The sequence below is a fragment of the Nocardia sp. BSTN01 genome, assembly GCF_015354405.1.
Classification (GTDB): domain Bacteria; phylum Actinomycetota; class Actinomycetes; order Mycobacteriales; family Mycobacteriaceae; genus Nocardia.
Genome location: NZ_JADKYP010000002.1, coordinates 1 through 21,321 on the forward strand (window position 1 = coordinate 1; position 21,321 = coordinate 21,321).

At 70.2% G+C, this 21,321-nt stretch carries 14 protein-coding genes; 9 read left to right on the forward strand and 5 right to left on the reverse strand.

All coding sequences use genetic code 11. The features are described 5' to 3' along the window. The first annotated feature begins 402 nt into the window (after nucleotides 1-402). Nucleotides 403-1,398, forward strand: a complete 996-nt coding sequence (locus IRT45_RS01640) for an SMP-30/gluconolactonase/LRE family protein (protein ID WP_228533342.1) — start codon at nucleotides 403-405, stop codon at nucleotides 1,396-1,398. A gap of 36 nt (nucleotides 1,399-1,434) precedes the next feature. Here the strand turns inward: IRT45_RS01640 and IRT45_RS01645 are convergent, their stop codons facing one another. Further along, the gene (locus IRT45_RS01645; protein WP_194804103.1) at nucleotides 1,435-3,198 is read right to left on the reverse strand and encodes a serine/threonine-protein kinase; all 1,764 of its coding nucleotides are present in this window, start codon (nucleotides 3,196-3,198) and stop codon (nucleotides 1,435-1,437) included. A 105-nt stretch (nucleotides 3,199-3,303) separates the two neighbouring features. Beyond that, nucleotides 3,304-4,566, reverse strand: a complete 1,263-nt coding sequence (locus IRT45_RS01650; RefSeq protein WP_194804388.1) for an MFS transporter — start codon at nucleotides 4,564-4,566, stop codon at nucleotides 3,304-3,306. A gap of 520 nt (nucleotides 4,567-5,086) precedes the next feature. Between IRT45_RS01650 and IRT45_RS01655 the strand changes: the two genes are divergently transcribed. From IRT45_RS01655 to IRT45_RS01665, 3 genes are all read left to right on the forward strand, one after another. Beyond that, complete coding sequence (locus tag IRT45_RS01655; protein ID WP_228533392.1) at nucleotides 5,087-6,958, forward strand: amino acid transporter; 1,872 nt, start codon at nucleotides 5,087-5,089, stop codon at nucleotides 6,956-6,958. 543 nt (nucleotides 6,959-7,501) lie between these two features. After that, a complete protein-coding gene (locus IRT45_RS01660; RefSeq protein ID WP_194804105.1) occupies nucleotides 7,502-11,482 on the forward strand; it encodes a Pls/PosA family non-ribosomal peptide synthetase in 3,981 nt (1,326 codons plus the stop codon). Between the two features lie 13 nt (nucleotides 11,483-11,495). After that, nucleotides 11,496-12,854 carry a M1 family metallopeptidase gene (locus tag IRT45_RS01665; RefSeq protein WP_194804106.1) on the forward strand — a complete coding sequence of 453 codons (1,359 nt, stop codon included), beginning with the start codon at nucleotides 11,496-11,498 and terminating at the stop codon, nucleotides 12,852-12,854. Nucleotides 12,855-12,900: 46 nt separating this feature from the next. Here the strand turns inward: IRT45_RS01665 and IRT45_RS01670 are convergent, their stop codons facing one another. Then, nucleotides 12,901-13,740: a patatin-like phospholipase family protein gene (locus IRT45_RS01670; RefSeq protein WP_194804107.1), complete on the reverse strand. Its 840-nt coding sequence runs from the start codon at nucleotides 13,738-13,740 to the stop codon at nucleotides 12,901-12,903. Nucleotides 13,741-13,850: 110 nt separating this feature from the next. Here IRT45_RS01670 and IRT45_RS01675 point away from each other — a divergent pair, with 110 nt between their 5' ends. After that, nucleotides 13,851-14,471, forward strand: a complete 621-nt coding sequence (locus IRT45_RS01675; protein WP_194804108.1) for a TetR/AcrR family transcriptional regulator — start codon at nucleotides 13,851-13,853, stop codon at nucleotides 14,469-14,471. 43 nt (nucleotides 14,472-14,514) lie between these two features. Further along, nucleotides 14,515-15,168, forward strand: a complete 654-nt coding sequence (locus IRT45_RS01680; RefSeq protein ID WP_194804109.1) for an enoyl-CoA hydratase-related protein — start codon at nucleotides 14,515-14,517, stop codon at nucleotides 15,166-15,168. Between the two features lie 50 nt (nucleotides 15,169-15,218). On the opposite strand, the gene IRT45_RS01685 is transcribed toward IRT45_RS01680, so the two are convergent. Continuing rightward, nucleotides 15,219-18,194: a crotonase/enoyl-CoA hydratase family protein gene (locus IRT45_RS01685; protein WP_309240753.1), complete on the reverse strand. Its 2,976-nt coding sequence runs from the start codon at nucleotides 18,192-18,194 to the stop codon at nucleotides 15,219-15,221. Nucleotides 18,195-18,293: 99 nt separating this feature from the next. Here IRT45_RS01685 and IRT45_RS01690 point away from each other — a divergent pair, with 99 nt between their 5' ends. The 3 genes from IRT45_RS01690 to IRT45_RS01700 all read left to right on the forward strand — a co-directional run bounded on the left by IRT45_RS01690 (nucleotide 18,294) and on the right by IRT45_RS01700 (nucleotide 19,749). Beyond that, nucleotides 18,294-18,665, forward strand: coding sequence for a helix-turn-helix transcriptional regulator (locus tag IRT45_RS01690; RefSeq protein WP_194804110.1), 372 nt, complete (start codon nucleotides 18,294-18,296; stop codon nucleotides 18,663-18,665). After that, a complete protein-coding gene (locus IRT45_RS01695; RefSeq protein ID WP_194804111.1) occupies nucleotides 18,662-19,147 on the forward strand; it encodes an SRPBCC family protein in 486 nt (161 codons plus the stop codon). Before IRT45_RS01690 ends, IRT45_RS01695 begins: the two co-directional genes overlap by 4 nt. Before the next feature lie 284 nt (nucleotides 19,148-19,431). Further along, nucleotides 19,432-19,749: a hypothetical protein gene (locus IRT45_RS01700; protein ID WP_228533345.1), complete on the forward strand. Its 318-nt coding sequence runs from the start codon at nucleotides 19,432-19,434 to the stop codon at nucleotides 19,747-19,749. Between the two features lie 182 nt (nucleotides 19,750-19,931). Here IRT45_RS01700 and mshC read toward each other — a convergent pair whose 3' ends face one another. Beyond that, on the reverse strand, nucleotides 19,932-21,170 hold the full coding sequence (gene mshC / locus IRT45_RS01705; RefSeq protein WP_194804112.1) for a cysteine--1-D-myo-inosityl 2-amino-2-deoxy-alpha-D-glucopyranoside ligase: 1,239 nt from the start codon (nucleotides 21,168-21,170) through the stop codon (nucleotides 19,932-19,934). Nucleotides 21,171-21,321: the final 151 nt, after the last annotated feature.

A 21,321-nucleotide genomic window follows, 5' to 3' on the forward strand; every position in this document is an offset into this window, starting at 1 on the left:
CTCGCGCCGAGCCACCGCGCCCCGCGCCGGACCACGACCGCGGGCCGCCACCGCGCCGCATCCCAGAAATCGCCATCCGCACCGCTTCGCTCCGGAGCCCTGACACTCGTCACACCACTATCCCGTCGAAACCGAAACCAGGACCGGCGGAATCACGCGCCGGCGCCGCCACATGCCGACAGCGCATCGACGTGTTCGCCGGCGCTGATGATCACCGGGCACTGTACGGCCGGCCGGGAAGGCCGTAACCCGTTGCGCTCGAGGTGATTCCATCGACTCGCTCGGCGCGGCGACTACTGTGCACCACCGATCGTCGGCCTGCCTGCCGACACCGGGGTGATCACCCGCCTACGCCGAAGGTGGTGACGCCTCGGGGCCGCCGCTCGGTGGATAAGGTGAGTCATGTCTTTCCAGCCGACCCGTTGGACTCCCCCGCCGGCGCCCGCCCGGGCCCGCGCCCCGCACAGCGAACCGGCCATGCCCGAGCTGCGGCTGCTCGAACTGCCCGGCGCCGGTCCCGAGGATGTGGTGCTCGCACCCGACGGGCGGATCCTCACCGGCATCGCCGACGGCGCCGTCCTGGCCGTCGACCCGGCCACCGGCGCGGTCGAGCAGATCGCCCACACCGGTGGCCGGCCACTGGGCCTGCACGCCGGGGCCGACGGATCGCTGCTGATCTGCGACGCCGACCGCGGACTGCTGCGCCTGGACCGCCCGCACGGCACCCTGGAAATCCTCTGCGACCGCGTCGAGGGTGTGCCGCTGAACTTCGCCAGCAACGTCGTCGCCGACACCGACGGCACCGTGTACTTCTCCGAATCCACCTGCCGCTATCCGCTCGACGACTACATGGGCGACATCCTCGAACACTCCGGCACCGGCCGGCTGTTGCGCCGCAACCCCGACGGACGCGTCGACACCCTCGTGGACGGACTGCAATTCGCCAACGGCATCGTCGTGGCCCCCGACCGCTCCTGCGTGCTGGTCGCCGAAACTGGCGGCTACCGCATCGCCCGCCACCACCTCACCGGACCCCGCGCCGGCCACACCGACTACCTCGTGGAGAACCTGCCCGGCTGCCCCGACAATCTCGGACTCGGCAGCGACGGTCACATCTGGGCCGCGCTCGTCACACCGCGCAACCCGATCCTGGACAGGCTGCTTCCCCTGCCTGGCGTGCTGCGCCGTATCGTGCGCGCCGTCCCGCCCGCACTGCAGCCGAAACCCGCCCGCACCGTCTGGGTACAGGCCTACGACTTCGACGGCGCCCTCGTCCACGACCTGCAACGCGAAGCGGACCGGTACGCGATGGTCACCGGCGTCGCCGAATCCGGCGGCACCCTCTACCTGGGCAGCCTCAGCGAACCGGCGATCGCGGTGGTGCACCTGCCGTCATGAGACGGCCGAGGCTAATCGCTTGTGCCGCAACAGATGTCACTGACGTCGCAGGGTTCCGGTGATCGCGCCGATCGGGCCGGTCATCGAGTAGGCGGCGGTGTGGTCCGGGTTCAGCGTGAGGGTGGAGGACTGGCCGTCGTCCATGCAGGTCGCCCCCGACACCAAGCGGGCGCGCAGCGTGATCGTGGACTCGCTCGCCGAGGTGAGGGTCTCGGCGCGCCGGCAGGTGAGACGACTGGTCCGGCCGGTATTGCTCGCACTGCCCAGTTCTGTGCCCACCGCGCCCGCGCGCAGGGTGACGACGATGTCGTAGGTGGCCAGCCCGTCGGTCGCGGTGCCCTTCCAGGTGCCCACGTAATCGGCGGGCAGCGCCGACAAGTCGCCCGCCGCCGCCGTCGTCTCCGGCGCCGACGTCTCCTCGGATACGCCGGTCTCGACCGTGGTTTCGGTGCCGGCGGCCGATCCCGCACCATCCGATGACGCGCTGCGGAAGGCGAGCGTGGCACTGATCACCGCCGCGGCCACCAACAGCACCGCCACACACCCGACCACGACCACCCGGCGCCGCGACGAATCCCTCTGTGCGGGCGGGCTTTCACTGTGCCCTGCGCCCGGGATGGCGCCGTGCGGAGCCCAGGGCGCGGGCGATGACGACGGCGCACCGGGCCACGGAGCCGTCCGCCCGGGCATGCCGGTATTCACGGGTCGTCCCGGCGTATCGGGCCACGGCCGGCCCGTATCGTGCGGACGTGATGCCCGCACAGTCGATGGGGAAGCCTCGCTCGGCGGCACGGATGTGTTCGCGTGCCCGGCAGCACCGGTCCGGCCCGCCGAACCGATCAGCGTCGAGGGAAGCTCGGGAGCTGCGGTCCTCGATGACGGAATGTGCGGTGACGAAATGTGCGGCGCCGGATCGGAATCCAGATCCAGCAGCATCACCGCCTGGCGGCTGATGGCCTCCAGGATCGGGCCCGGCAACCAGCCCGACCGGGCCTCACCCAAAGCCACACACTGTCTTTCGATATCGGCGGGCGTCGGGCGATCGCCGGGCTGTTTGTCCAGACACGCCCCCGCGATCGGACGTAACGCCGCCGGCAGGCCGTCGAGGCGTGCCGGTTCCTGCATCACCCGCCACAGCATCGGAATCGAATCACCCGAACCGAACGGCCCGCTGCCGCTGGCGGCGTACACCAGCACGCCGCCGAGCGCGAACACATCCGCCGCGGGCCCCACCGGCGCATCGCCCGAAATATGTTCCGGCGCCATATATCCCGGCGAACCGATCACCTTGCCGGTCGTGGTGAGCGAGTCGTCGTCGACCGCGCGGGCGATGCCGAAATCGATCAGCCGCGGCCCGTCGAGGGTCAGCAGCACGTTGGACGGTTTCAGATCGCGGTGCACCACCCCGGCCGCGTGCACATCGGCCAGCGCCCGCGCCAAACCCGCCGCCAGCGCGACCAGCGCCGATTCCGGCAGCGGCCCGAACGAGTCCACCGCCTCGCGCAACGACAACCCCGCCACATATCCGGTGGCCAGCCACGGCCGCTGCGCCTCCACATCGGCGTCCAGAACCGGGACCGCGTGGGCCCCCGTCACCTGCCGCGCGGCGGCCACCTCCCGCCGGAATCGGGTGCGGAATTCGGGATCGCCGGACAGATCCGGGCGCACCACCTTCACCGCGACCGTGCGGCCACCGGCGTTGCGGCCCAGATAAACTCGGCCCATCCCGCCGGCGCCGAGCACCCCGAGCAGACGATACGGGCCGATGGTCGCCGGATCACCGGACTCCAGTGGGAGCATCTGGGCTCGTCGTTCCTTCCCGGCCGTGCCTGCCGCGTGCCGGCTCGCTCGATCACACACGAGCGCGGCATCCGCCGCAAGCCGTGGGGCTCGGGCCGGAGGGGCTCAGGTCGGTTGCGGAACCGGTTCCTCGTCGGCCGCGTCGGGAACCTCGGTACCGGCCAGCGAAACCCCCGCGGTCTCCCGCAGGAAGAACCACGCCACCAGACCCACCAGGCACGCTCCGACCATGTAATAGGCGGGGAACAGATGCCAGCCGGTGGCGTCGATGATCGACTCGTTGATCAGCGGTGCGGTACCACCGAACGCGGCGGTGGAGATGTTGTAGCCCAACGCGAATCCCGCGTACCGCACCTGCGTCGGGAAGATCGCCGGGAACGTCGCCGAGATCGTCGACAACTGCGGAACGTAGAGCAGACCGAGCACGACGAAGCCGACGATCGCCCACGCCGCGCCCTGACCCATCAGCCAATACATGGGGATCGCCAGCAGCGCCAGCCCCACCAGCGACACCAGCCACATCGGCCGCCGCCCCACCCGGTCGGAGACCGCACCCGAGAGCGGCAGCACCAGCGCCATCACGATCTGACCGATCAGCACCATCGCCGTGGTCTCGGAATCGCCCATGCCCAGCGTGTTGTGCAGGTAGGTCGGCTGATACGCCAGCAGCGTGTAGTTGACGACGTTGAGCGCGACCACCAGCCCGGCGATGGTCAGCAGTTCACGCCGGTAGTCGCGCAGCAGGATCCGCAACCCGCCCTGAGCCTTCTGATGCTCGGCGACCTCGGTGAACACCGGCGATTCGTCGAGCTTGCTGCGCAGATACCACCCGATCAGGCCCAGCGGCACCGCCAGCAGGAACGGGATGCGCCAGCCCCACGATTCCATCGCGTCGTCGGAGAGCAGAACCTGCAGGATCAGTACCACCGTGGAGCCACCGACGAATCCGCACAGCGTGCCGAATTCGAGGAAGCTGCCGAGGAATCCGCGGCGGCGCTCATCGGTCGATTCCGCGATGTAGGTGGCCGCGCCACCGTATTCGCCGCCGGTCGAGAAACCCTGCACGACGCGCAGCAGAATCAGCAGGATCGGCGCGGCGATACCCACCGCCGAATGGGTGGGCAGGATGCCGATACAGCCCGTGGCCGCGGCCATCAGCAGGATCGTGGTGGCCAGCACGATCTTGCGGCCCACCCGGTCGCCGAGCGGACCCCACACCATGCCGCCGATCGGGCGCAGCACGAACGAGATGGCGAAACCGAGCAGTGTGCCCAGGGTGCCCAGCGAGCCGGGGAAGAACGCGTCGGTCAGATAGGAGGCCGTGGCCGCGTAGACGCCGTAGTCGTACCACTCGGTGGCGTTACCCATGGCCGCGGCGGCCACCGAACGTCGTTGCTGGGCGTGCGGCAGGCTGGTGCTCACGCGCGCTCCTCCTCACCTGATTTCGGTTGCTGCGCGCCCAGCCGCGAAACTGCGACGGGGGACACGAAGTACACGGGTACCCGGTGGGCGGTCCGGCAAACCGGGCGCGCGCGGCGCGGCCGGCTCGAGCGGTGGGATCCACCTGCGATGATATCGGGGTGGGTGACTCCGCTCACAGCGCGACGTGGCCGGTGAACGGGAGTCACCGGCCGGTACCGCGCCGGATTTGCCGGATATGGTGTCTGATTTGCCGTTTTGTGCTGCGGGGCACGGCATCCGGTCCGCGTGACTCCGGTGGCGGCCCACGTACATTGACCCGGATATCGCTGGACTCCGGGATGCCCGGACAGATGCTCCCGAGGGGGACCACGTGACCGCCACCGCCACCGGACGACCGCGTTCGGCTTTGACGGAATGGTTGCTGCAGGGCGCCGACGAGGACCGCTACTCCCACCATCCCGGCCCGATGGTGAAGCAGGCCGAAGAACAGCACCAACGGTCGTGGTGGCAGGTGATGTGCCTGACCGGCGTCGACTACTTCTCCACCCTCGGCTACCAGCCCGGCATCGCCGCCCTGGCCGCCGGTGTGCTCTCGCCGCTGGCGACCCTGGTCCTGGTCGCGCTGACGTTGCTCGGCGCGCTGCCGGTGTATCGGCGGGTGGCCCGCGAATCCCCGCACGGCGGTGGGTCGCTGGCCATGTTCGCCGATATCCTGCCCCGCTGGACCGGCAAACTGTTCATCCTCGTCCTGCTCGGCTTCGCCGCCACCGACTTCGTGATCACGATGACCCTGTCGGCGGCCGACGGCGCCGCTCACATCGTCGAGAACCCGTTCGTGCCGCATGCGCTGCGCGGACACGCGCTCGCGATCACCCTCGCCCTGCTGGCGCTGCTGGCGGCGATCTTCCTCAAGGGATTCGCCGAGGCCATCCGGATCGCGATCGGGCTGGTCGGGGCCTATCTGGCCTTGAACCTGGTCGTCGCGGTCGTCGGCGTGTGGAAGGTCGCCACCGCCTCGCACCTGGTCGTGGACTGGGGCCACGCCATGACCGCCCAGCACGGCAGCGTCGTCGCGATGGTGGGCATCTCGCTGCTCGTGTTCCCCAAACTCGCGCTCGGACTGTCGGGATTCGAAACCGGAGTGGCGGTGATGCCGCAGATCAAGGGCGGCCCCGACGACACCGAGGAGCACCCGGAACGCCGCATCCTCGGCGCGCGCAAATTGCTGACCACCGCCGCGCTGATCATGAGCGCATTCCTCATCGTCACCAGCTTCATCACCGTGGTGCTGATCCCGGAGCACGAATTCGAATCCGGCGGATCCGCCAACGGCCGCGCGCTCGCCTATCTGGCCCACCAGTATCTGGGCAACGGCTTCGGCACCGTCTACGACATCTCCACCATCGCCATCCTGTGGTTCGCCGGCGCCTCGGCCATGGCCGGACTGCTGAACCTCGTCCCGCGCTATCTGCCCCGCTACGGCATGGCCCCGGAATGGGCGCGCGCCACCCGGCCGCTGGTGCTCGTGTTCGCGGTGATCGCCTTCGGCATCACCTGGTACTTCGACGCCGACGTCGACGCCCAGGGCGGCGCCTACGCCACCGGCGTGCTGGTGCTGATCACCTCCGCCGCCGTCGCCGTCACCCTGTCCGCGGCACGAAAACACCAGCGCGGCAAAGCTTTCGGATTCGGCGCCGTGGCGGCCGTATTCGTCTACACCACCATCGCCAATATCGTGGAACGGCCCGAAGGCGTGCAGCTGGCCTCGCTGTTCATCATCGCCATCATCGTGGTGTCGTTCGTCTCACGGGCGCGGCGCGCCTTCGAACTGCGGGCCATCGAGGTCGACTTCGACGACAAGGCCGCCTGGCTGATCGACAAGATCGCCGCCTCGGGCACCATCCGCATCGTCACCCACGACCTCGACGACGTCGACGCCCGCCGGCCCGACGACTACCGGCAGAAGGAAGCCGAACAGCGGATCGAGAGCCACATCCCCGCCAAGGAGCCCATCCTGTTCCTCGAGGTGATCGTCAAGGACGCCTCGGAATTCTCCACCGACCTCAACGTCAGCGCCGTCGAAATCGATTGCTACAAGATCCTTTCCGTCGAAGCCGCCGCGGTGCCCAACTCGATCGCCGCGATCCTGCTCGCGATACGCGACCGCACCGGCATGAATCCACACGTGTATTTCGAATGGACCGAAGGTAATCCGCTGCTCAACCTGCTGAAATTCCTGTTCGTCGGGGAGGGCGAGGTGGCGCCGGTGACCCGGGAGATCCTGCGCCGCGCCGTCGCCGACCCCAATCAGCGCCCGCACGTCCACGTCGACAGCTGACCGTCCGGCCGCGACCCGGCACACGGGGGCGGTTCGCGGCAATCGGGTTCTGGCATATCGCGGGCGAACACGCCCATCGCCCCCGCGGACGCGAACGCGCGGTTGTGTTGGGACAATAGGGCGGGCCGACGGTGCGACTGTCGGGGGCTGCGGCGGCCCGGACGCGCGTGAACCGGACAGCTGGTGTTTGCGCAACGGTAACCCCAATGTGAGACAACCGGACGTCCGATAGCCGGAACGGGAGAGGCAGGCAGAAACGTGATCGTCGGTTCGCAGTCGGGTGCGGGCGCTACCGATGCGCCGCCCACCGCGCCCTCGGGCAGCGACACGAATGGTGAGCCCCCCGAAGCCCTGACAGACTCCGAAGCTCTGACGGACGCAGAAGCCGCGATCGGCTCCGAAGCCGCGACGGCCCCTGAAGCCGCGACGCACTCCGAAGCCGCGACAGACTCCGAACCCCGCACGGACTCCGAGACCGCGGCCGACTCCCAGACGACGACCGACTCCCGAACCGGCACAGATGTCGGCCCCTCCGGCCCGACGGTGACCGGCACCGACGGACAATCGGCCCTCGAGGCCCGCGACTCGGACTCCGGGCAGCGCACGGCGCACGCTCCGACCTCGCCGCTGCTGCGCGGAGCCGCGGCGGCGCAGCCCCGGACACTGGTCGACATCCTCGCCGAAACAGCACACGCGTACCCCGATGCCGATGCCGTCGACGACGGCACCGAGGTGCTGACGTACCAGGAGTTGCTCGCGGCGATCGACACGTCGGTGGCCGAGCTGCGGGCGGCGGGCATCCGCCGCGGCGACCGGGTCGGCGTGCGGATCCCGTCGGGCACCGCGCGGCTGTATGTGACCATCCTCGCCGTCCTGCACGCCGGGGCCGCCTACGTGCCCGTCGACGCCGACGATCCGGAGGAACGCGCCGAGCTCGTCTTCGGCGAGGCCGCGGTCGCCGCGGTCGTCACCGGCGAGGGCATCACCGCCACCCGGCGAGACGACACCGCCGCCGGGCCGCAAGGCACCACCCCGCGCCGCGAGGGCGACCGTGTGGCAGCCGACCCCGACCCGACCGGCCCCACCGTCGACGACGACGCCTGGATCATCTTCACCTCCGGCTCCACCGGAACCCCCAAAGGTGTCGCGGTCACCCACCGCAACGCCGCCGCCTTCGTCGACGCCGAAGCGCGAATGTTCCTGCAGCAGGAGCCGATCGGGCCCGGCGACCGGGTCCTGGCCGGACTGTCGGTGGCCTTCGACGCCTCCTGCGAGGAAATGTGGCTGGCATGGCGGCACGGCGCATGCCTGGTCCCCGCGCCGCGCGCGCTGGTGCGCAGCGGGATGGACCTCGGGCCGTGGCTGGTACGCCGCGAGATCAGCATCGTGTCCACCGTGCCCACCCTGGCCGCCATGTGGCCACCCGAGGCGCTCGACGCGGTGCGGCTGCTGATCTTCGGCGGCGAAGCGGTCCCCCCGGAACTGGCCGAACGGCTCGCCGGCAGCGACGACCGCGAGGTGTGGAACACCTACGGGCCCACCGAGGCCACCGTGGTGGCGTGCGCGGCGCAGCTCACCGGCACCCCGCCGGTGCGCATCGGATTACCGTTGGACGGCTGGGATCTGGCCGTCGTCGACGCCGACGGCACCCCGGTCGCCGCCGGGGAATCCGGTGAACTGGTCATCGGCGGCGTCGGACTCGCCCGCTACCTCGACCCGGCCAAGGACGCGGAGAAATACGCGCCGATGCCGACCCTCGGATGGCAACGCGCCTACCGCTCCGGCGATATGGTGCGCAACGACCCCGCCGGTCTGATCTTCCTCGGCCGCGCCGACGACCAGGTCAAAGTCGGCGGACGGCGGATCGAACTCGGCGAGCTCGACGCCGCGCTGCAACATCTGCCCGGCGTCACCGCCGCCGCGGCCGCCGTGCGCACCACCGCCACCGGCACCCCGATCCTCGTCGGCTACCTGTCCACCGGCGACGACGACATCGACCTGCCGCGCGCGCGGGAACTGCTCGCCGAACGACTGCCCGCCGCCCTGGTACCGCGCCTCGCCGTTCTCGACGAATTGCCCACGCGCACATCGGGAAAGGTCGACCGTGACGCACTGCCGTGGCCACTGCCCGGCGCCGACGGCGAACCCGGCGCGGGACTGGACGGCACCGCGTATTGGCTTGCGGGACTGTGGCATTCGGTGCTCGGCGCCGACATCGACGGCCTGGATTCGGACTTCTTCGACCTCGGTGGCGGTTCGCTGTCGGCGGCGCAACTGGTCACCGCGCTGCGCGAACGACTGCCGCAGATCACCGTCGCCGACCTCTACGACCATCCGCGCCTGGGCGCGCTGGCCGAATTCATCGACGCCGCCGCACCGTCGGAACAGGCGCCCACCCGCCACGTCATCCCGACACCACGGCGCGCGCAATGGATCCAGGTGCTGGCCTCCGTGCCGCTGACCACCCTCACCGGCCTGCAATGGCTGACCTGGCTCGGCGTGGTCACCAACATCGCCTCCCGCTTCGGCGCGCTGCCCTGGATGCCGGGACTGTCGTGGTGGTGGGCGCTGGCCGGATTCGTCCTGTTCATCTCACCGCCCGGCCGGATGGCGATCTGTGTGGCCGGTGCCCGGCTCCTGCTGCGCGGCGTGCGCCCCGGCAGCTACCCGCGCGGCGGCTCGGTCCACCTGCGCCTGTGGACGGCGGTGCGGATGGCCGAGGCCGCGGGCGCGGAAAACCTCTCCGGCGCACCGTGGATGGTGCCGTTCGCCCGCGCGCTGGGCGCCCGCATCGGACGCGGCGTCGACCTGCACACGCTGCCGCCGGTCACCGGGATGCTCGAACTCGGCGACGGGTGCAGCGTCGAACCGGAAGTGGACCTGGCCGGATACTGGATCGACGGTGACCTCGTGCACATCGGGGAGATCCGCATCGGCCCCGGTGCGGTGGTCGGTTCCCGCTCCACGGTGATGCCCGGCGCGGTGATCGGCAAGAACGCCGTCATCGAACCCGGCTCGGCCGTGTTCGGGAAGGTGAAAGCCGGACAGAGCTGGGCCGGATCGCCCGCGGTGAAAGTCGGTCCCGCCGAACATCGCTGGCCCGCTACCACACCGCCGCGCGCGCTGCACTGGGTGCTCGCCTTCGGGGTGACCTCGATGCTGCTGTCGGCGCTGCCGGTGATCGCCCTCGCCGCGGGCGGGCTGCTGCTGGCCTGGTGGATCCGCGACGAAACCACCCTGACCGGGGCGCTGGCGCACGCGATGCTGATGCTTCCGGTGGCCGCGCTGATCGTGCTCGCCGTGTTCGCCGCCGTGACCGTGGTCGCGATCCGGGTGCTGTCGATCGGATTGACCGAGGGCTACCATCCGGTGCGCAGCCGCGTCGGCTGGCAGGCCTGGGCCACCGAACGGCTCACCGACTCCGCGCGCACCTTCTTGTTCCCGCTGTATGCCAGTCTGCTCACCCCGCTGTGGCTGCGGCTGCTCGGCGCCGACGTCGGCAAGGGCGTCGAGGCGTCGACGGTGCTGCTGCTGCCGAAATTCACCAAGGTCGCCGACGGGGCCTTCCTCGCCGACGACACCATGATCGCCGGTTACGAACTCGGCGGCGGCTGGATGCACATCGGCGGCGCCAAGGTGGGAAAGCGGGCCTTTCTGGGTAACTCCGGTATGACCGCGCCCGGACGGCGGGTGCCCAAGAACGGTTTGGTGGCGGTGTTGTCGGCGGCTCCGGAGAAGGCGAAAGCGGGTTCGTCGTGGCTGGGCAGCCCGCCGGTGCGGTTGCGCCGCACCGCCGGCGATTCCGACACCGCCCGCACCTTCGACCCGCCACTGAAACTCAAACTGGCCCGCGCGCTGGTGGAAACCTGCCGGCTCCTCCCGGTGATCCTGAGCTTCGGCATCGGGCTCGGGGTGCTGTTCGCGCTGGCCTGGCTGGCATCCGGGCCCGGATACTGGCTGGCCGCCCTGTGTTCCGGTGTGGTGCTGCTGATCGCCGGTGCGGTCGCCGGAGCGTGCGCGGTGGCGGCGAAGTGGCTGATCGTCGGCCGCATCCAGAAGGTGGAACATCCGCTGTGGAGTTCGTTCGTGTGGCGCAACGAGGTATGCGACGCGTTCGTGGAAACCGTTGCCGCGCCGTGGTTCGCGCGCGCGGCCACCGGCACCGCGGTGATGAACATCTGGCTGCGGGGGCTCGGCGCGCGCATCGGACGCGGAGTGTGGTGCGAATCGTACTGGCTGCCCGAGGCCGATCTGGTCAGCCTCGGTGACGGGGCGACCGTGGAACGCGGCTGTGTCGTGCAAACACATCTGTTCCATGATCGGATCATGTCCATGGACAGTGTGACCCTCGACGCCGGTGCCACCCTCGGCCCGCACTGTGTGGCACTGCCGGCGGCCCGCATCTGCGCCGGTGCGACCGTGGGCCCGGCATCACTGGTGATGCGCGGGGACACCGTCCCGCCCTCGACCCGGTGGCAGGGCAATCCGATTGCGCCGTGGCCGGATACCCGGCGCGGCAAGTGAAGGCAGGTCGTCGATGAAGCTGGGTAGAGGTGGCGCCGAGGCGCCGATCGACGACTATCTGCCGCAGAACGGCAACCGCGGCTACCGGGTCTCGCGCTACGAACTGGATCTGGTGTACAAGGTCGCCGCCAACCGGCTGACCGGCCGGGCCACCATCACGGCGGTGACCACCGCGGTGCAGCCGCGATTCGCGCTGGATCTGTCGCAGACACTGAGTGTGGCGAAGGTTTTCGTCGACGGCGCCAAACCCGCCAAATACACCCACAGTCGCGGGAAGCTGACGATCACACCCGCCCGGCACGTGCCCGCGGGCGCGGCACTGTCGATCGTGGTGCACTACGGCGGCACCCCGAAACCCGTGCGCGGGCCGTGGGGTGAGGTCGGCTGGGAGGAACTCACCGACGGTGTGCTCGTGGCGAGCCAGCCCAACGGCGCGGCGTCCTGGTTCCCGTGCGACGATCACCCCAGTTCCAAGGCGAGCTACCGGATTTCGCTCACCACCGACTCTCCGTACCACGCGCTCGCCAACGGCGTGCTGACCGCTCGCACCACCAAATCCAGCCAGACCACCTGGGTGTACGAGCAGTCCGAGCCGATGGCCTCCTACCTGGCCACCATCCAGATCGGGCCCTACCGGTCGCACCGCATCGACGCCGGACGCGCCACGAAGGTGCCGATGACCGCGGTGCTGCCGCCGAGGCTGCGCACCGCCTTCGACCACGACTTCGCCCGCCAACCACAGATGATGGCCGAATTCGAGCGCCGGTTCGGGCCCTACCCGTTCCAGGGCTACACCGTGGTCGTCACCGATGACGACCTCGAAATCCCCATCGAGGCACAGGGATTGTCGATCTTCGGCGCCAACCACTGCGACGGGCAGCGCGGCGCGGAACGGCTCATCGCGCACGAACTGGCCCACCAGTGGTTCGGCAACAGTCTCACCGTGCGGCAGTGGCGCGACATCTGGCTGCACGAGGGGTTCGCCTGCTACGCCGAATGGATCTGGTCCCAGGCCGGCGGCGGACCCAGCGCCGACCAACTGGCCCGCGCCGCCCGCCAGAACCTCGCCCGGGCCCCGCAGGACCTCGTGATCGGCGACCCCGGGCCGGCATCGATGTTCGACGACCGCGTCTACAAACGCGGCGCCCTCACCCTGCACGCGCTGCGCCTGCGCCTCGGCGACGACGCCTTCTTCGCCCTGCTGCGCGACTGGACCGCCCGGCACCGCTACGGCACCGTCGCCGCCGAGGACTTCACCGACCTCGCCGGCCACTACAGCCCCGCACCCCTGCGCGAGCTGTGGGACAGCTGGCTCTACCGCACCGCGCTGCCCGAACTGCCGCAGCACGGATTGGGTGCGGTCGGCAGCTGAGCCGATATCCCAGGCCCGGTACGAGGCGTTGGTTCAGGCGCCGGTCTCAGGCATCGAAGCCCACGGCGGCCAATTGCTTTGCCGCATCCGCTGATTGGCGCAACCCGGCCTCGTAGGCGGGAGTCAAGGCGGCCGGGTTGAACACGTCGAAGCCGAACACCGCCACCGCGTCGGCGTCGGGGGCGAGCGAGATCTCGGTCGCCGCACCGTGTGCGCCGTCGGCGCGGGTACGGGGGAACATGTGCGCGAGCGGTTCCATGATCACCACGTTCTCCGCACCGGCGGCCAGGTCGGCGTTGAGGGCCGAGCGCACCCCGCCGTCGAAATAGCGGGATTCGCCGATCGGGATCGGCGGGAAGACACCGGGCACCGCGGTACTCGCGGCCAGCGCCTGCGGCAACGTCGCCGCCGTGTCGCGCGTCCACACCTGCAGTTCGCCGGTGCCGATATCAATTGTGGTGACGTGCAGGTCGGCCTCGGGCCATTCGGCGACACCGGCCAGCCGGGCGATCCGTTCGACGTGATCGCCGGGATCACCGGCCTCGGCGGCCAGAGCCAATTCGCCCATGCGGCGGCGGATTTCGCGGGCGTCGCCACCCGAGGTCCGCAGCGAGAAGATCTCGGCGAGCCGGCGCGGATCCGGCGCGAACGATTCACCGCCGGGTGACCGGGTGGTCCCCAGGTGTTCCAGATCGCCGCCCGCCGCCAGCACCACACCGACCACCGACCCCGCCGATGTGCCCACGATCCGGTCGGCGCGTGCGGGATCGATCCCGGCGGCACGCAATCCGACCATCACCCCCGCCATCCACGCGATCCCGACGGGGCCGCCACCGCCCAGTACCAATGCGGTGCGGAATCGGTCGGGCGAAAGTGCAGCACACATGATCGCGACACTACCGGCGCGTCCTGCGGCGCGCAGCGCCTCGGCCGCATCACGGACCGCGAGAACGGGGGTACCCGATAATAGAGCAGTTGCTCTGTTATGGTGAGGTCGTGCCCCGCCCCCGCATTCACGACCTCGACGTCGTTCTCGACCACGCCGAAGCGCTCGCCGTGGCCGCCGGTGTGCCGGCGGTGACCATCCGCGCGGTCGCGGCTGCCAGCGGGATGTCGAACGGGGCGATCTACCACAGTTTCGGCTCGCGCGCGGAACTGGTGGCGCGCATGTGGATTCGCGCCGCGCGCCGGTTCCTGGACGTACAGAACGAACTCGTCGACGCGGCGCTGGCCGGCGGTTCCGGCAGCGATGCCGCCGTGCAGGCGGTCGTGCGCGCGGCCGAGGCGCCCGCGGAGTTCGCCGAACGGTATCCGGCCTCCTCGCGTCTGGTGACGATGCTGCGCCACGACGAGGTCCTGGCCGCGGAGCTGCCCGAGAGTGTGGCCGCCGAGGTGCGGTCACAACACCGCGCGCTCGTCGCGGTGATGCGGAGGCTGTCGGCGCACCTGTGGCACCGGGAGGACCGGCGCGCCGTCGAGGTGGTCACCGCCTGCATCGTCGATCTGCCCACCGCGCTGTTGCTGTCGCGCGACCGCCTCGCCGATGCCGACACCCGCATGCGGTTGCGGGCGGCCGTCCGGGCCGCCGTCACCGCCGGGCCACCACCGAAACACTGACCCGCACGAACACCGGTCATCACCGAAAACCGAAGGAGACCCGATGTCCCCCACTCTCACCTACCGTGACAGCGTCGCCGTCCTCGACCTCGGCACGGGCGAAAACCGTTTCTCACCCGAGTTCCTCGCCGCCGTGGACGCTCATCTCGACACCGTCCTCGCCGACGGTGCCGGCGGATTGATCACGACCGCGAGCGGCAAGTTCTACTCCAACGGACTCGACCTGGACTGGTTGAGCGCCCACGGCGACCGCGCACCCTGGTACGTCGAACAGGTGCAAGGTCTGCTGGCGCGCGTGCTCACCCTGCCGGTGCCGAGTGTGGCGGCCCTGCCCGGCCATGCCTTCGGCGCCGGTGCCATGCTCGCCCTCGCGCACGATCAGCGCGTCATGCGCGCCGATCGCGGCTATTTCTGCTTCCCCGAGGTCGACATCCGCGTGCCGTTCACCCCGGCGCTGGCCGCGCTCGTGCAGGCGAAGCTGTCGGCCGAGGCCGTCACCGCCGCCGTACTCACCGGCCGCCGATTCGGCGGGCTCGAGGCGCACGAGTACGGCCTGGTCGACGCCACCGCCGCCGCGGGCGCGGAGGTCGAGACCGCGGCCGCGCTCCTGGCCCCGCTGGGCGCCAAGGATCAAGGCTCCCTGGGTTCGATCAAGTCGGTGTTCTACGCGGACGCCTACACCGCTCTCACCGCGTGAACCTCACGGCCGCAACCGGTGCCGGGTCGCGGCCGTGCGCGCGGCGCTGCTCAGCGGCCCTTCCATTCCGGCGTGCGCTTCTGCGCGAACGCCAGCACACCCTCGGCCGCATCCTCCGACGACAGCGCATTGCCCGACACCTCGAACTGGCGGGTGAACGCGACATCGGTGGACCAGTCCGGTGATTCGTCGATGATGCGTTTGCTCGCCGCCAGACTCAACGGCGCGTTCACCGCGATCCGCTGCGCCAGCTCCAATGCGGCGTCGAGCGCCTTCCCCGATTCGGTCACCTGATTGACCAGTCCCAGCGCCGCCGCACGGTCGGCGGAGATCGGATCACCGGTCAGCGCCAGCTCCATCGCCACCGCCCGCGGCAACCGCTGCGCCAGCCGTAACACGCCACCGCCGACGGCCACCAGTCCGCGTTTGACCTCCGGGATCCCGAACGTCGAATCCTCGGCCGCCACCACCAGATCCGCGGCCAGCGCCAGCTCGCAGCCACCGGCCAGGGCGGGCCCCTCGACCGCCGCGATCAACGGCTTCACCGGTGGCTGCGCGGTGACACCGAGCGGTCCGCGCTTCTCGGTCATCGGTGTCTCACCGCGCGAGGCGGCCTTGAGATCCATTCCGGCGCAGAAATAGCCACCCGCGCCGGTGATGATCGCGACCTGCGCCGACGGATCGGCCTCGTAGGCGTCCAGGGCCCGTTCCAGCGCGAGGGCGGTGGCCAGATTCACGGCATTGCGCACTTGCGGGCGGTTCAGGGTGATGATCGTGATCGGGCCGCGCCGCTCCACCAGCACCGGTGGTGCGGGCGGGGCCGGCAATTCCACCCGTTCGCGGCCCTCGACCTTGATGTCGTGGCCGGACACCGTCACCGGCAGACCCAGCAGATCGCCGTCGACCAGTTCCGCGATCAATTCGGAGTCGGTGTTGCGCAGCAGGATTCGACCGCCTGAGGGTTCGATCAGGCTCAGAATCGCCGCTTCCGGCTGTCCGTCGCGGGCATAGGCGACGGTTAAGGCCTCCACCACCGCCGGACCGTCGTGGGTGCCGCGGGCCGGGCGCGCCGGCGGATTCTCGATGATCGGGCGCAGATGCCGGTAGGGCTGGGCGGGCGGCAGCGAGGAATACACGCCCAGTGCGTGTTTGGTGACATACCAGCCCAGCGAACTCGCCAGGCCGAAGGTGCCCGGCTCCGCGCGCAACCGCCCCACCATCGTCGCCACCGCGTGACCGCCGTAGTTGTTGCCCGGACCGCCGCCGAAGGTCAGCCCGCCGGTCACCGACAGTGGACGTGCCGGATCGTCGATCGCCAGCCCCAATTCGCGCGCGGCGATCTGCACGGCCACCGGGAAACACGCGTAGAGATCCACATGGGTCAGCGCGTCGACACCGATACCGCTGTGTTCGAGCACCGCCCGGCCCAATGTCGCGATCGCCGGTGAGGCGGCCAGTTCGGCGCGTTCACTGGTGAACCACTCGTCGTGCCCGGAGGCGCCGGCGTGGATGAAAATCCATTTGTCCTGCGCGATTCCGGCCTCCTGCGCGGCCGCGGCGCTGCACATCACGATGGCGCTGGCCATATCGACGGTCAGATTCGCGCATTCCAGCTTCGTGTAGGGCGTGGAGACCATGCGATTGTCCGGACCGGGAGTGGCGATCCGATCGGCATCGAATTCCTCGGGCTGCCAGGCGAACTCGTTGCGCGCCGCCACCGCCGACAGTCGTGACCAGAGTTCGGCCACCGCCTCGGCGTGATCGCCGGGACTGCGGCCCAGCCGATGCCGGTTCGCCGACTCCATCAGGGCATACATATTGATCGGCGCGATCAGGCCGGCCGCGGTCTCGGCCGGATTGTTGGCCGGCTTGTCGATACCGATCGAACGGGTCGGCGCGACCTCGGAACCCTGCTGCGGCCAGGACAGTTCGATACCGGCGCGCTGCGCGGCGGCTTGCGTCGCTCCGGCCTCCGCGCCGGTGACCAGCACCATGTCGTAGTCACCGGCCGCGATCGCCGCCGCGGCCTCGTTGATCACCAGCTGACCGCCGTCGCCGCCGAAGGGACTCGACTGCGCGGTGTCGACACCGGCTACGCCCAATCGCTGCGCGACCACCGCGCCCATATCGCGGTACTGCCACGACGTGCACGCCACCGCGAACACCGCGTCCGCACGGCGCAGCAGATCCTCCCCGGCGCCGCTGTCGGCCGCGGCGCGGCGCAACGCGGTCACCGCGAGCGCGGCCGGATCGCCGTACCCGGAATCCGGTGTGCGCTGGGTGATCTGCCCGACGCCCACCAGCACGGGGGTGCGCGGATCGATCTCGGTGCCCGAGGCGCGGTGCCGGATGGGCTGCGCGGCACGCTTTTTCACCGGCCCGGCCGCGGCGATCGCTTCGGGCAGGCGGGCCAGGGACTGCTCCATCGCCTCGCCGAGACTGCGAGCCACCGACGCGCCCAGCGGGCCTTCGACGGGCGGGCCACCCAGTCCGGCATCGAAATACACCGTCGCCTGATCGCCGGAACCGGCGACGGTCAGCCAATACCCCAGCCGCACGCCCTGCGGCCCCTCCCCGGCCAGCGCGAAACCGCGCTCACCGGCCTCGACGACCGTCCAGCGCAACTCGGCGGGGATGCCCATCACCAGCGCCTGCTGCGTGAACGTCAAACCCTCCCGCACGGCGCCGGGCGCCTGTCCACGCCAGCCGGCGTGCAGGGTGAACCAGTCGGCCAGCCGGCTCAGATCCGACAGATAGGCCGCCACCGTATCGGGTGCCACGGTGATGCTACGGCGGGCATGCGCGGATTTGGCGTAGTCGCTCACCCCGGCGGGCGTGAGGTAACCGTCCGCCTCTTCGGCGTGCGCGGCCAGGGGGGCGGACTGTGATCGGGCGGCGCCGACCAGGCCGGTGATCAGGTCACGGGCGATGCGCGGATCCTTGCGTACCGCCGCGAACAGGGCATTTCCCGCCTCGAGCTTGGTACGTGCGGCGCGGATTCGATCCGATCCCGGCAATGGCGACACCGACAACCTCCTTGTTGCGTCTCGAGACAATTAATCACCCGCTCTTTCGAGGCGTCAAAGACTTGTGACCTGCATTACGTAAGTGTAGGCTTACGGTTCGTGGGGACTTACCAAGATGGGGCGCTCGACGCGCTCGGGGACCCGACCCGGCGAGCGATCTTCGAACGACTCGGGCGCGGACCCTGCGCGGTCGGCGAACTGGCCGCCGAACTCCCGGTCAGCCGTCCGGCGGTCTCCCAGCACCTGAAGGTGCTCAAACAGGCGGGGCTGGTACTCGACGAGGCGATCGGCACCCGCCGGATCTACCGGCTCGACCCGAACGGCATCGACGCACTGCGCGACTACTTCACCCGGTTCTGGACCACGGCGATGTCGTCGTTCCGCGACCGGGCCGAGGCGGCGGCACGCGCCGGACAAGCGCTTTCGATCGAAACACCCAGCGGCACAATCACATCCGAGGAGAAGTCATGACACAGCAAACCAGCGACACCCAGGTCCACGTCGAACTCACCGTCGAGGCGCCGATCGACACCGCCTTCGACGTCTTCACCACCGGCATGGACAGCTGGTGGCCCCGTGAACATCACATCGGCGCCGGGCCGCTGGCGGAAGTGGTGGTCGAACCCCGCGTCGGCGGACGGCTGCTCGGCCGCGAGGCCGACGGCACCGAATGCCCGTGGGGCCGTGTCCTCGTCTGGGACCGTCCCGGCCACTTCGCCTTCTCCTGGGACATCTCCCTGGACTGGAAATACCAGCCCGACCCGGCGCTGACCAGCCGCGTCGACGTCACCTTCACCCCCGTCGACTCCACCCACACGGCCGTCACCCTCGTGCACGGCGACTTCGGCAACCACGGCGAGGGCTGGGAATCCATGCGCGACGCGGTCGGCTCGCCGGGCGGCTGGCCCGGACTGGCGGACACCTACGCCCGCGCCGCCGCGGCCGCTGCCTGAACTGCTGCGCATAACTCCGCGCCCCACCGCGAACGGCGGCGGCCCCGCCGACGTGTGGTGAACCGGCTCAGCGCTGAGATGGACCGGACGCGGTCGTGAGGCCCAGGCGGGCGCGACCTGGAAACATCCTGCGGATCGATGCCGTCCGTGCCGGCATGCATCGACTGCCTCCAGCCGGTCCCGGCGCGCGGTGAACAATGGGCCGTGGCCGGATTCGCGCCCTGTGGTGTATTCGTCCGGCCGCTGTCCCGATTCGGGTTGATGTGTGGTGGAGGTTTCTGAGTATGGCCGGAATTTCTTCGGTGCCGACGTCGGCGCTGGCCGCCGGTGGGCTGCTCGGCGGGTTCGCGCTCGCGCAGGCGACCAAGCAGCGGCAACTCGGTGGGGTGGTCTTCGCCGCGGCTACCGCGGCCGCGGTCCCGCGCTGGCGTGCGGCGGTGGGCACCCCCGGGGCGGCCGCGCTGACCGGGCTCTCGGTGGGCGCCATGGGCGCCTCGCATCCGCTGGCCAAGAAGATCGGCGCGTGGCCGTCGGTGGCGGTGGTCTCCGGCGCGGTGGCGATCACCTCGTGGGTGCTCGCTGACCGCCGCGCCGAACGGTAGAGCCGGCTCGCATCTCCGTGCCCGGTGCCGGGCACGGAGATGCCACTTCGGTCGGCAGCCGGGCATCCAGCTGATCCGCAGGTGCGACACGTGTGGATCAGCTGACCGGCCCGCAGTTCCGATGGCCTGAAACTACATTCGCCGCGAATATGCAGCGCGTGCGCCCTGCGCCCAGGCTGCGCTCAGAGGGTGACGCCCAGCAGTGCGTCGACCGCGGTGCGGACCAGACCCGGCGCCGCGGTGTCCGGCCCGCCGTACTCCAGCGCCTGCTGCACCCAGCTGTCCACGGCCGCAAGGGCTTTCGGGGTGTCCAGATCGTCGGCCAGATGCTGACGCAACCGCGCGACCGTGTCCTCGGCCGCCGGACCCGACGCCAGCGCCGCCGCCTGCCGCCAGCGCACGAGTCGCTGCTGCGCCTGCTCCAGCACCGCATTCGACCACTGCCGATCGGTGCGGTAGTGGTCGGCGAACAGGCCCAGCCGGATCGCGGACGGATCCACACCCGCGCGCCGCAACTTCGACACGAACACCAAATTGCCCCGCGACTTGGACATCTTCTCGCCGTCCAGGCCGATCAGCCCGGCATGTACGTAGTGGCGGGCGAAGCGCCGATGCGACACCAGCGCCTCGGCGTGCGCGGCCGAATACTCGTGATGCGGATAGATCAGATCGCTGCCGCCGCCCTGAATATCGAATTCGGGGCCGAGCCGGTTCAACGCGATCGCCGCACACTCGATATGCCAGCCCGGACGGCCCTCGCCGAACGGCGCCGGCCACGACGGCTCACCCGGCCGCGCCGCCCGCCACAGCAGCGCGTCGATCGGGTCGCGCTTACCCGGGCGCTCCGGATCGCCGCCGCGTTCGGCGAACAGCCGCTCCATCGTGGACCGGTCGTAGCCCGACTCGTAGCCGAACTGTTCGGTGGCGTCGTGGCGGAAGTAGATGTCGCGGTATTCGGCGTCGTCGACCACATACGCCGCCCCGGCGGCCAGCAGCTTGTCCACCAGCTCCACGACCTCGCCGACCGATTCGATCGCGCCGATGTAATCGCGCGGCGGCAGCACCCGCAGCTGCGCCATATCCTCGCGGAACAACTCGATCTCGCCGGTGCCGAGTTCGCGCCAGTCCACCCCGTCGCGTTCGGCCCGCTCGAACAGCGGATCGTCGACGTCGGTGATGTTCTGCACGTAGTGCACCTGGTGGCCGCCGTCGCGCAGGATCCGGTTGATCAGATCGAAGGCCAGATAGGTCGCCGCATGCCCCAGATGCGTGGCGTCGTAGGGTGTGATGCCGCAGACGTACATCGTGGCGGTCGCTCCGGGCGACACCGGGCGCACCTGCCGGTCGGCGGTATCGAACAACCGCAACGGCGGTCCGGATCCGGGGACGGCGGGAACGGAGATTTCGGACCAGGACTGCATGATTCGAGGGTAAGGGTCCGGGCGGGCACCTCGCCCGCCGACCCCGGCAACCGGGCCCGTCGCGGGGTGTTCGCCACCACATCCGACCTCGGCCGAGGCGAGCGATCCGGCGAAGTCAACCGTTGCGCGCCGCGCGCACCGAATGCGGCCC

What these genes read in the sequence shown, in the direction of transcription:
- IRT45_RS01695 (WP_194804111.1), top strand. Translation starts at nt 18,662, where the DNA reads ATGACACAGCAAACCAGCGACACCCAGGTCCACGTCGAACTCACCGTC.
- mshC (WP_194804112.1), bottom strand. Translation starts at nt 21,170, where the DNA reads ATGCAGTCCTGGTCCGAAATCTCCGTTCCCGCCGTCCCCGGATCCGGA.
- IRT45_RS01700 (WP_228533345.1), top strand. Translation starts at nt 19,432, where the DNA reads ATGGCCGGAATTTCTTCGGTGCCGACGTCGGCGCTGGCCGCCGGTGGG.
- IRT45_RS01640 (WP_228533342.1), top strand. Translation starts at nt 403, where the DNA reads ATGTCTTTCCAGCCGACCCGTTGGACTCCCCCGCCGGCGCCCGCCCGG.
- IRT45_RS01680 (WP_194804109.1), top strand. Translation starts at nt 14,515, where the DNA reads ATGTCCCCCACTCTCACCTACCGTGACAGCGTCGCCGTCCTCGACCTC.
- IRT45_RS01645 (WP_194804103.1), bottom strand. Translation starts at nt 3,198, where the DNA reads ATGCTCCCACTGGAGTCCGGTGATCCGGCGACCATCGGCCCGTATCGT.
- IRT45_RS01655 (WP_228533392.1), top strand. Translation starts at nt 5,087, where the DNA reads ATGGTGAAGCAGGCCGAAGAACAGCACCAACGGTCGTGGTGGCAGGTG.
- IRT45_RS01665 (WP_194804106.1), top strand. Translation starts at nt 11,496, where the DNA reads ATGAAGCTGGGTAGAGGTGGCGCCGAGGCGCCGATCGACGACTATCTG.
- IRT45_RS01670 (WP_194804107.1), bottom strand. Translation starts at nt 13,740, where the DNA reads ATGTGTGCTGCACTTTCGCCCGACCGATTCCGCACCGCATTGGTACTG.
- IRT45_RS01650 (WP_194804388.1), bottom strand. Translation starts at nt 4,566, where the DNA reads ATGGGTAACGCCACCGAGTGGTACGACTACGGCGTCTACGCGGCCACG.